12 protein-coding genes are annotated in these 16,065 nt (G+C 59.6%); 2 read left to right on the top strand and 10 right to left on the bottom strand.

Annotated elements, in window-relative coordinates:
- Window positions 1-18 precede the first annotated feature (18 nt).
- From JT51_RS02175 to metG, 3 genes are all read right to left on the bottom strand, one after another.
- The gene (locus tag JT51_RS02175; protein WP_037307291.1) at window positions 19-3,156 is read right to left on the bottom strand and encodes an efflux RND transporter permease subunit; all 3,138 of its coding nucleotides are present in this window, start codon (window positions 3,154-3,156) and stop codon (window positions 19-21) included.
- Between the two features lie 3 nt (window positions 3,157-3,159).
- The gene (locus JT51_RS02170) at window positions 3,160-4,338 is read right to left on the bottom strand and encodes an efflux RND transporter periplasmic adaptor subunit (RefSeq protein ID WP_037307288.1); all 1,179 of its coding nucleotides are present in this window, start codon (window positions 4,336-4,338) and stop codon (window positions 3,160-3,162) included.
- Between the two features lie 288 nt (window positions 4,339-4,626).
- Entirely contained in the window at window positions 4,627-6,345 is a 1,719-nt protein-coding gene (metG, locus tag JT51_RS02160) for a methionine--tRNA ligase (RefSeq protein ID WP_037307284.1), read from the bottom strand.
- Window positions 6,346-6,601: 256 nt separating this feature from the next.
- Between metG and JT51_RS02155 the strand changes: the two genes are divergently transcribed.
- Both JT51_RS02155 and JT51_RS02150 read left to right on the top strand, forming a co-directional pair.
- Window positions 6,602-7,318 (top strand): OB-fold-containig protein, encoded by a 717-nt coding sequence (locus tag JT51_RS02155; RefSeq protein ID WP_037307282.1) that lies wholly within the window; start codon window positions 6,602-6,604, stop codon window positions 7,316-7,318.
- 33 nt (window positions 7,319-7,351) lie between these two features.
- Entirely contained in the window at window positions 7,352-9,025 is a 1,674-nt protein-coding gene (locus JT51_RS02150; protein ID WP_037307280.1) for a flotillin family protein, read from the top strand.
- Window positions 9,026-9,063: 38 nt separating this feature from the next.
- On the opposite strand, the gene JT51_RS02145 is transcribed toward JT51_RS02150, so the two are convergent.
- The 7 genes from JT51_RS02145 to JT51_RS02115 form a co-directional block, all read right to left on the bottom strand.
- Window positions 9,064-10,284, bottom strand: a complete 1,221-nt coding sequence (locus tag JT51_RS02145) for an MFS transporter (RefSeq protein WP_037307278.1) — start codon at window positions 10,282-10,284, stop codon at window positions 9,064-9,066.
- A 70-nt stretch (window positions 10,285-10,354) separates the two neighbouring features.
- Complete coding sequence (locus tag JT51_RS02140) at window positions 10,355-10,951, bottom strand: YceI family protein (RefSeq protein ID WP_037307276.1); 597 nt, start codon at window positions 10,949-10,951, stop codon at window positions 10,355-10,357.
- Window positions 10,948-12,162, bottom strand: a complete 1,215-nt coding sequence (locus JT51_RS02135) for a CynX/NimT family MFS transporter (protein WP_037307274.1) — start codon at window positions 12,160-12,162, stop codon at window positions 10,948-10,950. Before JT51_RS02135 ends, JT51_RS02140 begins: the two co-directional genes overlap by 4 nt.
- 64 nt (window positions 12,163-12,226) lie before the next feature.
- Window positions 12,227-12,847, bottom strand: a complete 621-nt coding sequence (locus JT51_RS02130) for an ImuA family protein (protein ID WP_037307271.1) — start codon at window positions 12,845-12,847, stop codon at window positions 12,227-12,229.
- Between the two features lie 59 nt (window positions 12,848-12,906).
- Window positions 12,907-13,488, bottom strand: coding sequence for a retropepsin-like aspartic protease family protein (locus tag JT51_RS02125; RefSeq protein WP_037307269.1), 582 nt, complete (start codon window positions 13,486-13,488; stop codon window positions 12,907-12,909).
- A gap of 41 nt (window positions 13,489-13,529) precedes the next feature.
- On the bottom strand, window positions 13,530-14,150 hold the full coding sequence (locus JT51_RS02120) for a MarC family protein (protein ID WP_037307267.1): 621 nt from the start codon (window positions 14,148-14,150) through the stop codon (window positions 13,530-13,532).
- Window positions 14,147-16,000, bottom strand: a complete 1,854-nt coding sequence (locus JT51_RS02115; protein ID WP_037307265.1) for an ABC-F family ATP-binding cassette domain-containing protein — start codon at window positions 15,998-16,000, stop codon at window positions 14,147-14,149. The genes JT51_RS02120 and JT51_RS02115 overlap by 4 nt, the downstream gene beginning before the upstream one ends.
- Between the last annotated feature and the right edge of the window lie 65 nt (window positions 16,001-16,065).

Here is a 16,065-nt window from a genome sequence, read left to right as displayed (position 1 = left end):
CGGGGCTTTTCGTATGTATCAGGCGGTTTCCTCTGCCGGATCTGGATCGTCCTTTGTGCCCTTGATCCATTCCCTGAGGCTTTGCATCAGTGCATAGAGGACGGGCACCAGAATAACCCCGACCAGCGTGGCCGCCAGCATCCCACCAAAGACGGCGACACCGATGGCCTTCTGGCTTGCTGCGCCCGCGCCACTGGCAGCAAGCAGCGGCACAACGCCCAACAGGAAGGACAGCGCCGTCATCATCACCGCGCGGAAACGCTGAAAGGCGGCCTCGGCGGCGGCGTCCTTGATCGACAGGCCCTTTGCCCTTTGCTCCATCGCGAATTCGACGATCAGAATGCCGTTCTTGGATGCCAGCCCCACAAGCATGATCATCCCGATCTGCGTGTACAGGTTGATGTCACTGCCCACGATGGCCACAGCGGCCACCGCGCCGAACAGTGCCACGACCACTGATAGCAAGATGGATACCGGCATCGACCAGCTTTCATACTGCCCTACAAGGAACAGGTACCCAAACAGGATCGCCAGCCCCAGGATGACAACGACAAGACCGCCAGTTGCCAGCTGCTGCTGTGCCGTCCCGGTCCATTCAAACGCATAGCCAGGGGGCAGGGCAGTGGCCGATTCCTCGGTCATGACGGTGATTGCGTCGCCACTGGACAGGCCCGGTGCCGGAACGGCGGTGACGGTCGCGGATCGGAACAGGTTATGGCGCTTCAACAGGACCGGCCCCAACACGTTTTCCACGTCGATCAGGGTTCCCAGCGGAACCATCTCACCCTTTTCGGAACGCACGTAGAGGTTCGATATGTCGTCGACGTTGTCGCGGTATGACCCGTCGGCCTGGATCATCACGCGGTAGACCCGACCAAACAGGTTGAAGTCATTCACGTAGTATGACCCCAATTGCGCCTGCATGGTTTGGAAAACCTCGGCCACTGACACTTGCAGCGTCTTGGCCTTTTCCCGGTCCAGATCGACAAACAACTGCGGCACATTTGCGCGGAAGGTCGTATAGGCCTGCCCGATTTCCGGACGCTGATTTGCCGCATAAACAAAGGAACCCACAGCGGATGCCAGGTCTTGCGGCGTGCCGCCCCCGGTTTGCTGCACCTCCATCTCGACACCAGCGGACATACCCAGGCCCTGAATAGGTGGCGGGTTGAAGGCCACGATCGAGGCTGCAGACTCGCCGTTTGCAATGGCCAGAACCTGCCCCAGAATCGCGTTCGCGCTCAGGCTTTCTTCCTGACGTTCTTCCCAATTGTCCAGGTTCACAAAGATCGCGGCGCCGTTGGTGATGGTCCCGTTCAGCAACGAGAAGCCGTTGATCAGGACTGTACTTGCCACACCAGGGATAGCTTGAATCTGTTTGTCCACTCGGCCAGAGACCGCCTCGGTCCGTTCCAGTGTGGCGGCGTCCGGCAATTGGATGTCAACGAACAGATACCCGTTATCTTCAAGGGGGATAAACCCGCTGGATGTGTTGCTCATGATTGTACCGGTGCCCATGGCCAGCGCGACAATCACGCCAAGCGCAATTACGGGCAGGATCAGAAGCTTGCGCACAATCACAACATAGCCGGACCGAACTGTTCCGATCAGCCCCTCAAACAGTGCCAATACACCCTTGGGCGGGCCGGAACGGGCCCGCAGTACCAGACCGCACAAGGCCGGAGACAAGGTCAAAGCGTTGATCGAAGAAATAACCACGGCAGTTGAGATCGTGACCGCGAACTGGGAATACAGCCGCCCCGAAATGCCGGGCATAAAGGTCACCGGCACAAACACGGCCAGCAAAACCAGCGTGGTCGCAATGACCGGCCCGGTAATCTGCCCCATGGCTTTGCGGGTTGCTTCGGCGGGGGGCAGCCCCTCATCCGCGATGATCCGTTCAACGTTTTCAACGACCACGATGGCGTCATCCACCACAATCCCGATGGCCAGCACCAGCGCGAACAAAGAGATCGTGTTCAGCGACATCCCAAAAGCCAGCAAAAAGGCGAACGTACCGATCAGGGATACCGGAATTGCCACCGCCGGAATGATTGTCGCGCGCCAACTGCCCAGAAAGACAAACACGACCGAGATCACCAGAATGAACGTCAGGATCAGGGTCGAGACAACATCGTTCAAAGATTGTTCGACGAAATCCGTGGTGTTGAACGGCACTTGAAATTCGACATCCGTCGGGAAGGAACGGGACAGGCGTTCCAGTTCTGCTTCGACTCGGTCGGACACAGCCAGCGCGTTGGCCCCAGGGGCCTGATAGATACCAAGGACGGTTGCCGGAACGCTTTGGAAATAGCCGGAGGCAGAATAGAACTGAGCCCCCAGTTCTACGCGCGCCACATCTTTGACCCGGACGATCGAACCCGCGTCACCGGTGCGGATGACGATATCGCCGAATTCCGCAGCCGAGGTGAGGCGGCCCTTGGTTTTGATGGTGTACTGGAATGTCTGCCCCTCGGGCACAGGCGGTGAGCCAATCGAACCGGCGGACACTTCGATATTCTGTTCGCGGATGGCGTTGATCACGTCACCCGGCGTGATCGACAGCGCGGCCATTTGATCCGGGTCCATCCAGACGCGCATGGCGTATTCCAGATTGGTCAACACGTCGGCCTTACCAACACCCTGAACCCGCGCCAACGCATCTTTCAGGTTGATCGAGGCATAGTTGGACAGAAACACACTGTCATAGGTGCCGTTGGGCGAGGTTAGTGTCACCAGCAGCAGCATGTTGGTCGACGCTTTTTGCGTGACCACGCCCGACGAGGTTACCTCGGACGGTAGGGACGACATGGCCTGCGCCACACGGTTCTGCACGTTGACCGAGGCGATATCCGGATCGGTACCCACCTCGAACGTAATGTTCAACGAATACGAGCCGTTATCGGATGATGTGGACGTCATGTAGATCATGTCGTCGACACCGTTCACCTGCGCCTCGATCGGGGCGGCGACGGTGTTTTCCACGGTCTCGGCGTTGGCGCCGGTATAGGTGGTTGTCACGCTGACCACGGGCGGCGTGATGTCCGGGAATTGGGCGACCGGCAAGACCATGTAGCCGATCACGCCCATGATGGTCAGGACAAGTGAGATTACAAGCGCCAGCTTAGGCCGGCTGATGAACAGGGCTGAGAACATCGGTTATTCCCCCGGCTGCTCGGATGCGACGACCGCATCCACTGCGACACCGGGGCGAACCCTTTGCAAACCCTCGACAATCACGCTTTCGCCCTCACGCAGACCGTCCTTGACGACAATGGCTGTGTCCACTGTGTCACCAGTGGTGATATAGCGCTGTTCGACCATCTGCTGATCATTTACCACCAGCACAAATTCGCCCCGTTGATCGCGTTGCAACGCGGCTTGCGGGACCAGAACCTCAAGCGTGGGTTCCAGCGCTTCGATTTGTACGCTCAGGAACGCGCCATCAATGATCAGCCTGTCAGTATTGTCGAATTCAGCGCGCAGGGTGATTGCGCCGGTCAACGGGTCGATCCGGTTATCGACAAAGACGATTTGGCCGGTTTCCTCAAGCTCAGTGCCATTGGGCAGGATCACTCTGACCACCGGGCTTTTATCGCTTTCGGCCAGGGTGGACGCGCTTTCGCCGACGGTTTCAAGAACCGTGGTAAACTGTTTTTCATTCAGGGAAAAATTAACATAGATAGGTGCTTCGCTGACGATATTGACCAGCGCGGGATTGGTCGGCCCGACAACGTCGCCGACACTGGTCGCAACCCGTCCGATGCGGCCGGAAAAGGGCGCGTGGATCTCGGTATAGCTCAGGTCCAGCTTGGCCTGCCGGATCGCAGCTTTCGCGGCCTTGACCTGCGCCTCGGCCACCAGTTCATTGGCGCGCGCAATGTCGCGTTCCGATTCCGGCGTCGCGTCGCGTTTGTACAGTTCTTCCTTCCGGGCCAGATCGACTTTGGCCAGTTCCAGATTGGCTTCGGCACGGTCCAGATCCGCGTTTCTGGCTTCTAAAGTGGCCTGATAAAGATCGGGCTCAATGGTGAAAAGCAGATCGCCCTCTTTCACCAGAGCGCCGTCTTCCACATCCTGACTGTCAAGAAAGCCGCTGACACGCGCAACGATGTCGACCTTGTCCAATGCCTCGGCACGTCCGATAAACACGGCTTCTTCGGTGATTTCCTGAGAATAGGCGGCCGCAATCGACACTTTGGGTGGCGGGGCGTCGCTTTGGTCCTGCGCTGCGGTGGGTTGTGCGAACCCCAGAAAGATCAAAGCGGCAGAGGGGACAACAATTCTGGCGACAGGGCTGCGCTGTCGAAGGAAGGAAAGCGTCGAAACAAGGGACATGGCAATCGCCTTTTTGAAGTAAACTTGCGTACGAACTGAACCGCCGAATGCGGACCGAGTCGCTGGAACTATGCGGCAGGATGGCGGGTTTGGACGTAATTCTCAACCATGTTGATACTTCGCACCCACAGAGAAGTCCTGAAATTATACTGGAAGGTCGCGGGTTTACACACACCGCCCGACAGTTGAGGGCGGCTCAGTGGCGCGATTTCAAGTTGGGGCAGGGCGTTTTTGTGAAAAAAACGGGGGGCGCATGGCCCCCCCCGTTTGCTTAACCTGTGGCGCGTATCAGTCGCGGGTTCCTGCAAACCGCGTCTGCCAGTCTTCGCGTTGTTCGTCGGTGATTTTGGCGAACAGAACGTCCGGCACTGCGAATGCGTGCCCGGCGGGCAGGGCGTTCAGCGCGGCGGCGACATCGTCGGGCCAGCTGGTGTCCAGCGTGTTCATCGCGCTCAGCATCCGGGCCGAGGTTTCGGGGATGAATGGCGCGCTGAGCACGGCATAGAGACGGATCAGGTTCAGGCCCAGACGCACCTGCGCCGCCGCTTGTTCGGGGTCTTCCTTGAAGGTCGACCAAGGGGCAGCGGCCTGAAGGTATTCGTTGCCCGCCACCCAGATCGCCCGCAGTTCCTGTGCGGATTTGCGGACGTTCATCGATTCCATATGTCCTTCATAAGCGCGGACGCGTTTGGTCAGCTCTTCGATCAGGGCCTGCTCGCGCGTGCCATAGCTGCCGCCTTCGGGCACGGCCTCGGTGAATTTTGAGCGGCAGAACTTGGTGATCCGGCTGACGAAGTTGCCCAGCACATCCGCCAGGTCCTTGTTCACCGATTGCTGGAAGTTCTCCCAGGTGAACTCACTATCGCTGCTTTCGGGCGCATGGCTCAGCAGCCACCAGCGCCAGTAGTCGGCGGGCAAAAGCTCTAGCGCCTGATCCATGAACACGCCACGGCCCTGGCTGGTCGAGAACTGGCCGCCGTCATAGTTCAGGTAGTTGAAGGATTTCAGGTGGTCGACCAACTTCCACGGCTCGCCCGAGCCCAGAATGGTCGCCGGGAAGGACAGAGTATGGAAGGGCACGTTGTCCTTGCCCATGAACTGCACGTAACGCACATCGTCGGCACCCTTATCGGTGCGCCACCAGCGTTCCCAATCGGCATCTGTCTTGCCGTTGGCATCGGCCCATTCCTTGGCACAGGCGATGTATTCGATAGGCGCATCGAACCAGACGTAGAAGACCTTGCCTTCCATCCCCGGCCAGTCCTGATCGCCTTTCTTGACCGGGACGCCCCAGTCCAGATCGCGGGTAATCCCACGGTCCCGCAAGCCATCGCCGTCATGCAGCCATTTCTTGGCAATCGACGTGGTCAGGATCGGCCAGTCGGCTTTGCTGTCGATCCAGGCATCCAGCTGATCCTTCATCGCGGACTGGCGCAGATACAGGTGCTTGGTTTCGCGTACTTCCAGATCGGTGGACCCCGAGATGGCCGAGCGCGGCTCGATTAAATCGGTCGGGTCCAGCTGTTTGGTGCAGTTTTCACACTGGTCACCGCGTGCGCGTTCGTAACCGCAGTTGGGGCAGGTGCCCTCGATATAGCGATCGGGCAGGAACCGGCCATCGGTATTGGAATAGACCTGCTTTTCGCTGACTTCGCGGATCAGCCCGGCGTCATCCAGCTTGCCCGCGAAATGCTGCGTCAGCACCTTGTTCTGTTCGCTGGACGACCGGCCAAAGTGATCAAAGCTGAGGCCAAATCGGTTGGCGATGTCGGCCTGAACCGCATACATATCGGCGCAATATTCAGCCACCGGTTTGCCCGCCTTGGCTGCCGCCAATTCCGCCGGGGTGCCGTGTTCATCCGTGGCGCACAGAAACATGACCTCATTCCCTCGGCCACGCTGATAGCGCGCATAAAGATCGGCAGGCAACTGCGAGCCGATCAAATTGCCGAGGTGCTTGATCCCGTTGATATAGGGGATCGCCGAGGTGATGAGAATTCGGGCCATTTTGCGTTTCCACGTAACTGTCTGCGCGCCCGTCTACCTTATGTCACCGGTCAGCAAAAGCCCGGCTTTCGTCAGGATGTCATTTTAAACACGTAAGGTCAGGAAATTCACCGCGACACAGGGTTGCGGATTGCGCGCGTTTTCTGCGCGGTAATACCCTTGGGTTGTAAATTGGAATCACAATCACTTGAAATTTCGCAATCACTTCCCATATTGAGTGTATACAAAAGTATACAATGACGAGGGCTGCTAATCGATGTTCGACTTCTTACTCGAGGGTGCAGTTGCGCCTTTTACTCTGGCGCTTGCGCTTCTGTTCGGCCTCTTGGCGCTGGAACTGATCGCCTTGGTTCTGGGGGGCAGCCTTTTGGCTGGCGAGGGCGAGGTTGATCTGGATATGGTGGATGCGCCGGATCTGGATATTGGTGATCTCGGTCTGGACATCAACCCGAATGTCGATCTGGGTGACTTCGAACTGGCAGAGGTCGAAACCGATGTGCCTGAGACCGGTGCGATAGGTCCTTTGGCGTGGCTGGGTATTGGTAAGATACCCTTCATGATCTGGCTGGTTGTGCTGCTGGCGGGCTTCGGTCTGTCCGGTATGGGCCTGCAACTGACGCTGCGCGATCTGCTGGGCTTTGACCTGCCAAGCTGGATGGCCGCGATCCCGGCTGGTATCTTTGGCCTGTGGTTTGCCCGTGGCTTTGGCGGTGTCCTTGCCCGTTTGTTGCCAAAGGTAGAGACAGAATCGGTGTCCGAGCGGATGCTGGCGCGCCGTCGTGGTGTGATCACTCAAGGTACTGCGACCCGCGGTCGTCCGGCTGAGGTTCGAGTCATGGATCGTTTTGGCAATACCCACTACCTGCGCGCTGAACCGCTGCAGGACAAGGATGCGCTGAACCAAGGCACGGAAGTGCTGGTTCTGCGCGACCGACGGCGCGACCGGTTCGTTCTGGTCGGCTTGTCAGACTAACTAAATTTTAAACCCAATCCTGGAGGATTTTGCATGGGACTTGAGTTCCTGATCACTGTTGTTGCGATTGTAATAGGCGTACTCGTTTTCCTTGGATTAGCGCTAAAACGATTGTACCGCCGAACTACCCGAGAGATTAGCCTGGTCAAAACCGGGGCAGGCGGCAAAAAAGTCATCATGGACGGTGGCACTTGGGTTATCCCCCTTCTGCACGAGGTCAGCCCCGTCAACATGAAGACCTTGCGCCTTGAAGTGCAGCGCAGCGACGAGGCAGCCCTGATCACACAAGACCGTATGCGTGTGGACGTTGGCGTGGAATTCTACGTCTCGGTCATGGCCACGGACGAGGGCATCGCGCGGGCGGCGCAAACACTGGGTGATCGGACCTTCCATGTCGACCAATTGCGCGAGATGATCGAAGGTAAGCTGATCGACGGTCTGCGCGCCGTGGCCGCGCAGATGACCATGGATGGGCTGCACGAAAACCGCGCCGATTTTGTGCAAGAGGTGCAGAACGCGGTGTCCGAAGACTTGCTGAAAAACGGTCTGTCGCTGGAATCCGTCTCGCTGACCGCGCTGGACCAGACCCCGTTTGAGGCATTGGACGAGAATAACGCCTTTAATGCCGTCGGTATGCGCAAACTGGCCGAGGTGATTGCGACTTCGAAAAAAGAGCGGGCGCAGATTGATGCGGATGCCGAGGTCGAAGTGCGTCGCGCGTCGATGGAGGCGCAACGCCAGAAACTGTTGATCGAAAAGGATGAAGAACAGGCGCGCATCGAGCAGACGCAACAGGTTGAAACCCTGCGCGTCGCGCAAGAGGCCGAGATCGCCGCGCGGACCGAAGATTCTGTGCGTGAAACCGAACGTGCCCGTATCGCCCGTGAAGAGGCCATCCGCGCTGCTGAAATCGAACGTGAACGTACGATCCGCGACGCCGAGATTTCGAAAGAGCGCGAGCTGGAAGTGGCCGAGCAGGAGCGTCAGATCATCATCGCGCAGAAATCCGAAGAGGAAAGCCGCGCCCGCGCATCTGCCGATCTGGCCCGTGCCGAAGCGACCAAGGCGACCGAAGCGGTGGTAACCGCCCGACAGGTTGCCGAAGCCGAACGCCAAAAGCAGATCACTTTGATCGAAGCCACGCGTGAGGCCGAGCGTCAGGCAACTGCCATCCGTCTGGCCGCGCAGGCTGATAAAGAGGCCGCCGTCGACCGTGCTGAAGCCCGCCGAGAAGAGGCGCAGGCCGAAGCAGATGCGCTGAATATTCGCGCCGAGGCCAAGAAGAACGACATGCTGGCCGAAGCGGAAGGTAAGCGCGCGATTGTCGAGGCCGACAATGCGTTGTCATCGGAACAGATTCGCATGAAGGTGGACTTGACCCGGATTGAGGCCATGCCCTCGATCATTGCGGAAATGGTCAAACCGGCCGAGAAAATCGACTCGATCAAGATCCATCAGGTCGGTGGTATCGGTGGCGGTGGCGCTGGTGGCACCGCGTCAAACGGCGACAAGCCGGTAGTCAATCAGGCGCTGGATTCGATCATGGGCATGGCGGTGCAGATGCCCGCGCTCAAGAAACTGGGTGAGGAACTGGGCCTGTCGATGGAAAACGGTGTCGGCGGTGTCGTGAACGGCGCGTTGGAGCCGACACCCGAGCCTGAACAAACAGTCGAGATCGTGGAAGACGAGACGCCTTCGACACATTGATCAGCAGAAGGGTCGGGATTTTCCCGGCCCTTTTTGTTTCACCTCTCTCGCGACCGCTTTAGCAACCGGCCAATGGTGAACGACGTGCGGGGGGCATAGACGTAGTTGGTTCGTTCCTCCGGTGTCGGCCGCGAACGCATCCGGGCCAGGCCAAATCCGATCAGGAACACATGCCCGACTGCGACAAAGGCAAATAAAGCACCCGGGCCGAACTGCTGTATCAGCGTCGATGAGATGTAGGGTGAAGCGATCGCACCCAAAGCGAACCAGAACATCAGGGCCGCCGACAGCTCGACCCGTTCTTCGGTGGTGGCGAAATCGTTGGCATGGGCCGAAGACACCGAGAAGATCGGGAACGTCGTCAGCCCAAAGAACACCGCTGCCAGCATGACACCCAATGTGCCGGTGCCACTGGCCGCCATGGTTATCCCGCAACTCAGAACAGCAGCGCCAGAAAGCCAGATCAACACCCAGCGCCGGTCGTATTTGTCGGCAAGCCATCCCACCGGGTACTGAGCCATCGCGCCGCCCAAAACGAAAGACGCCAGAAAGAACGCGATCTGATCGACATCCAGCCCGACCTCCTGCCCATAGACCGGGCCGACCATTCGAAACGATGCAGAGCTGAGCGCGGCAACGATCACTCCGGCTACCGCCAGGGGCGAACTGCGCCACGCCAGCTTGGGGCGCAGGCGCGGAGCGTCCGGTGTTTTGGGCTGGCTGGCCCTTGTCAGGGTCAGCGGCAGCAGGGCAGCGCAACACAGAATGGCCAGTAGATTGTACGAGACGTATGACGCCGGCGGCAGCACCGCGATGATCAACTGCGCACCTAGTGACGCGCCCATATCGACAATGCGATAGGTGCCCATGGCACGTCCGCGCGTCTCATTCGTGACTTTGGCGTTCAGCCACGCCTCGATCACCGTATAGCAGCCAGCGACACAGGTGCCCGATGCGATCCGCAGCGCGGCCCAGATATAGGGGTTGTCGGTCAGCGTATGGCCGATCAACCCCATTGCACCCAATGCGGTGCAGACGGCAAAGGCGCGGGAGTGGCCGACACTGCCCATCAGGCGCGGTGCCCACCAGCAGCCCACGAAAAAGCCGACAAAATGCGCCGAACCCAGCAGGCCGATCTGTTCGGTAGAGAAATCCAGCGTCAGCCCTGAAATCGCATCCAGTGGCCCAACGCCTCCGGTTGAGAGTTGCAGCAGAATGACCGAAAAAAACAGGGCGGCAAATGAAATGAGCGTACGCATGGTGGTCTCAGACTGACTGTATCTGCTTGTATTGCGCGCGACTAATCGACCTTACCGCGTCGTTTTCTGCCTATTCGGACCGTTTGATTTCGGCGCGTATATCCAGACCGACCTGATCCTGGACCAGATCAGGGTATCCGGTGGCGCCAAAGTCCGTTCGATTCAGTGTTCCTGTCAGGTTTATATACAACCGGTCCAGCGCATCAACCGCGCTTCCTGCTTCGCGGTACAAGTTGGCTTGCAGGGTCAGCGGTCTGGTCACGCCACGCACGGTCACGTCGCCTGAAATGCTTGCACCCTTGGAAATGCGTCCACCCGGGCCCAGCTTTACCCCTGTCGATGTAAATCGGATCGTGGGAAAGGTTGCGACGTCCAGAACGCTGGGGCCCAGCATCGGCTTGCGCGCAAAGGGCAGCTTTGTTCGCGCATTGGCGACGTCAAGGACCACATCGACCTTGCTGTTCTGCAACTGCTGGGGGTCGATCAATATGTCTGCCGACCGCACTGGCATTGTGCCGGACTGGGCGATTCCCGACAGGGCAAAGGTAAAGCTGACCGAGGTGCCCTGAGGAACCAAAGCGTATGGGCTGAGCTTGGCAAATGCCGGTCGCGCCAAAACCAAAGACGTTGCACCAGCGATAAATCCACGGCGAGAGAGTACGCTCATGCAATGGCCTCCTGCCTGTGGGGTCGGGATCGGTTCAGCAGCATCAAAAGAATGGCGATGTTCATCCCGTTCCAGAGAATGCCATTGATGAAGGCCAGTTGGTAATTGCCGGTCACGTCGTAAATCCAACCCGACATCCACCCACCCAGCGCCATGCCCATGATGGTCATCATCATGACGAAACCGACCCGTGCGCCTGCTTCTTGTGGCGGCATGTATTCACGGACAACCAAAGCATAGCTGGGCACGATACCGCCCTGTGCCAGCCCGAACATCAGGCTGATGACATAAAGCGAGACCATCCCGTTGTAGGGCAGGAACAAAAACAGCGCGATGCATTGCAGGACCGACCCGATCAGCAGCGTGTAGACACCGCCCAGTTTGTCTGCGACCAATCCGGAAATCACACGGCTGACCACACCCCCCAGCAGCATCAGCGACAGCATCTCGGCCCCGACGGCGGGGCCATAACCCAGCCCGACGCAATAGGACACGATATGAACCTGTGGCATCGACATCGCCACGCAGCAACCGATCCCGGCCAGACCCAGAATGTACTGCAGGGCGCGCGGCGATACACCGACGCTGCGCGCGTTGGTCTGCGCATTGGCGGCGGCGGTGCTGTGGGCCTCGACCGGAACTTGTCGGCGCAACAGAAGGGATAATGGAATAACGGCGGCCAGCGTTATGACTGCCAGTGTCAGATACACCTGTTGCCAGCCATCGCGGGCCAGAATGCCAGCCAGCAGTGTGGGCCAGATCGCCCCTGACAAATAGTTCCCGCTGGCGACCAGCGCGACCGCAAGCCCCCGCCGCCGCATGAACCAGTGTGAAATGTCGGCGATCAGCGGGCCAAAACCGACGGACGTGCCCAGCCCCAGCAAAAGATGTGCGAGGGATAGTAGAACCATATTCGGCGCAAATGTCGCCAGCACATAGCTGACAGCGCTTAGCGTGGCGGCCCCAACCAGGGCCTTGGTTACGCCCAACCGATCGACCATCCGCCCCAGCCACATGTTCCCCAGGGCAAAGCCGATCATCGACAGGACATAGGGCAGGGATGCCTCGGCCCGCCCTGCGCCAAACTGCGTCTCGATTGCGGGCATCACCACGATCACCGCCCACATGCCCACATTCGCCACCGTTGCGATGGCCAGCGTGATCAGAAGGCGTAGCCAGGAATAGCGGCTGTCATGGATTGGATGGCTCATGCCCGAACGCTAGGGCGCGGGTCGGGCTTTGACCAGTCACAACTTCCGTGATCGGTTCGGCGCGTTATGCCAAGGTATCTGTGACCCCGGTCTTTTGCAGGTTCAGCCCGGCGCGCGGTTTGGTCTGTGTCGCCTGCCATGTCACCGGGGGCAGGGCGCGGGCGCGGCGGCGGGTCAGGGTCCAGCGCCGCGCCTCACCCTGATGGGTGGCGGCCATGTGCCAGCGGGTTTCGACCCCCTGCGCGCCGCCATCGCCGGGCGTCAGCAGCAACCCCAGCGGGGCCCGCCCCATCGTGCCGCCCTGTTCGGCGGCCAGATGCATCCGCCGCACCGGCGTCAGGCCCGGCGCACCGGGTAGATCGCCAATGATCAGCGGAATGGCCCCGCTGCGCAGCGCCTCTTCGATACACCACAGCAGATCCTCGGCGCGGGTGGGGCGGACGAAGATGAACCGGGCGGGATCGGCAAAGGCCATCATCCCGTCTGGGTTCATCTGGCCGGGCTCCCATGCGGGGGCAATCCACAGCACCGGCCCCTGCGTCTGACCGGCCAGCCACATGGCAAAGCTGCGCCGGGCAGGGCCGCAGGCCTCGTGCACGCGGGCCAGTTGCAGGGTGATCTGCGGGTGGAGGTTTATCCCCGGCGCCGCACGCGCGGGTTTATGGCCAAGCAGGTGTGTAGACATGCCGTCAGGTTAGCATGTTCCCTCTTTGTTCTCAATCGAGGATTGTCGTCGCTGACCCGTCAACGTGACAGGATCAGGCGGCCATCGGTGAACTGGATATTCGAAAAACGATGCAGGTAATCCATACCCAGCAGCGATTGACGCAATTCCCCCTCGTTGATCCAGGCCGAGACATTGCGGTCGGTAATTGGCCCCAGTTCCAGGCTGTCCAGCCGCACAGGCGCAGTTCGGACCTCTCCGTTTGCGGTGGCGGCGCGACCGAAATAATTCAGTTGATCGGGATCAATGCCAATACGCGTGGCATCCTGTTCGCTCAGGACAATCTGGCTGGCACCGGTGTCGACCAGAAAAGTGATCGGCTCTCCGTTGACCACAACAGGCAGGTAATAGTGCCCATCGTACGAGCGGGGCACCTCGATCGTTTCCCCGATGACAGTCATCTGCGGGGCAGGGCCGACCGTTGTGCGGATGTCTTCCCACAGGCCGACAATGGCAATGACACCGATGAAAATGAACACCCAGGCCATCATATGCTGAAGCGTCTTGTTCAGCGTTTGGCGGTTTTGCGAGATAAACCAGGCCACCATCGCCGCACCAAGCAATCCCAGATACGCGAAACGTGCAATGCTGTCACCGTCCATACCGTTACCTCAACCAGATTACAGGATGATTATATGGGGATTTAGGACGCAAAACCAAAGGCCTTGAGGCCATCCAGAATGAACTGAACCGAAAGGGCTGCCAGCAACATGCCCAGCAGGCGGGTCAGCACGTTCAGCCCGGTTTTGCCCAGAATGCGCGCGATCAGACCGCCGGACAAAAAGAAGATCAGAACCACGGCCATCACCGCCAGCATGACGATGCAGGCCTCGAAGATACCCAGAATACCCGGATGCTGCCCGGCCAGCAGGATGATTGTCGCGATCGAGCCCGGCCCGGCCACCAGCGGAATGGCCAAGGGGAACACCGACGGGTCCGGGTGTTCCTCGACCTCGGCCCGATCCTCGCGCCGTTTGGTGCGGCGTTCGAACAGCATGTCGAGCGCGGTCAGGAACAGCAGTGCGCCGCCTGCCACGCGAAACGCCTCCATCGAGATGCCGACAAAGCCCAGCACCGCCTCGCCAAAGGCCGCAAAGGCGATCAGGATACCCGATGCCGTCAGACATGTGCGAAACGCGATCCTGCGGCGGGTGCTGGCGTCCATATCCTGCGTCAGCGCCACGAAAATCGGTGTCGTGCCGAACGGGTCAATCACCACGAACAGAGTGGTGAAGGCGGTGATGAAAAAGGCGGCGTCGATCATGCGGCGCGCTCGGCGACTTCAAGACGCTCGGCAGCGGCGACCCAAAGTGCCTCGGCCTTTTGCATGGCTTCTGTAACTTCTGCGAATTTGTGGTTCCAGACTTTAAGATCGTTGGCCCGGTCGTCTTCATACAGGGCCGGGTCCGCCAGTTTGGCCGAAAGCTTGTCGTGCATCTCGGTCAGTTTTTCGATCCGGTCTTCGCATTTGCGCAGATCTGCGCGCAGGACCTGCATCGTATCGCGAGAGGTGCGTTTGGGCTTGGCGGTCTGGGGTTTTTCCCTGACCGGCTTGTCGCGGCCCAACAGCATGGTGCGATAAGCCTCAAGATCACCCTCAAACGGCTTGACCGTCTTGTCGGATACCAGCCAAAGGCGGTCGGCGACCAAACTCAGAAGGTGCATGTCGTGGCTGACCAGAACCACAGCACCGGAATAGGCGGTCAGCGCCTCGACCAATGCCTCGCGGCTTTCTATGTCCAGGTGGTTGGTCGGCTCGTCAAGAATCAGCATATGCGGTGCGTCGATGGTGGCGATCAGCAGCGACAGGCGCGCCTTTTGCCCGCCCGACAGGCGACCGACCAGAGTATCCGCCTGATCCGCGTTCAACCCGAATCCGGCCAGACGCGACCGCCATTTGCCCGGCGTCTCGTTCGGGCGCAGGCGGCGCAAATGGTCCAATGGGGACTCGTCCACATGCAGTTCATCCACCTGATGCTGCGCGAAATAACCGATGCGCAGCTTGTTGCTGCGGGCCATTTTGCCCGCCATAAGGGGCAGGCGGTCTGACAGCAGCTTGGACAGGGTGGATTTACCCTGACCGTTCTTGCCCAACAGCGCGATGCGGTCGTCCTGATCAATGCGCAGGTTCAGACCGCGCAGTACCTCGGTATCACCATAGCCTGTGACACCACCTTCGATCTGGATAATCGGGGGCGACAGCTCCTCGGGCTCGGGGAAGGAAAATGCGCGCAGCGCGGCCTCTTGCGGGGTCGAGACCAGTTGGATGCGTTCGATCATCTTAAGGCGCGACTGCGCCTGAACGGCCTTCGATGCCTTATAGCGGAAGCGGTCTACAAAGCTTTGCAAATGCGCGATGCGGGCCTTGGACTTGGTGTTCTCTGCCTCGGCCTGTGCCAGACGTTCGGCCCGGCGTTCGGCAAATTTGTCATAAGGCACCGCGTAATAGGTCAGCTTGCGGTCTTCCAGATGCAGGATCGACCCAACCGCGCGGTTCAGCAGGCCCCGGTCGTGGCTGATGATGATGACCGTGTGGGGGTATTTTGCCAGATAGGTTTCCAGCCACAGCGCGCCTTCCAAATCCAGATAGTTGGTCGGTTCATCCAGCAGCAGCAGATCGGGCTGCGAAAACAGCACTGCCGCCAGCGCGACACGCATCCGCCACCCACCCGAGAAATCGGAACATGGGCGCAGCTGATCCTTGTCGTCAAACCCAAGCCCCTTGAGGATCGAGGCCGCACGCGCCTCGCCCGACCAGGCGTCGATGTCGACAAGCCGGGTCTGAATCTCGGCGATGCGATCGGGGTCAGTGGCGCTGTCGGCCTCGGCCATCAACGCGGCGCGTTCGGTGTCGGCGGCAAGCACCGTGTCGATCAGCGAGACTTCCGAGGACGGAACCTCTTGCGCGACACCGCCGATCCGCGCCCGCTTGGGCAACGTGATATTGCCTGATTCCAGCGCCAGCTCACCCCGGATCAACCGGAACAGAGTGGTCTTTCCGGTGCCGTTGCGGCCCACCAGGCCAACCTTGTGGCCATCGGGAATGGTTGCGTTTGCCCCATCTAACAGGGGGCGGCCTTCGACGGCATATGTGATGTTTTCGATCCGTAGCATGGGCCGCTCTTAGCAGAGCATGTTTGGCGCCGCCAGCGGCTTGGCATTTTCATCGCAAGACCTAT

The sequence above is a fragment of the Ruegeria halocynthiae genome, from assembly GCF_000743705.1.
Lineage (GTDB): Bacteria > Pseudomonadota > Alphaproteobacteria > Rhodobacterales > Rhodobacteraceae > Ruegeria > Ruegeria halocynthiae_B.
Note: the sequence above shows the minus strand (reverse complement) of the source record. Positions and strands in the feature narration are given on the sequence as shown.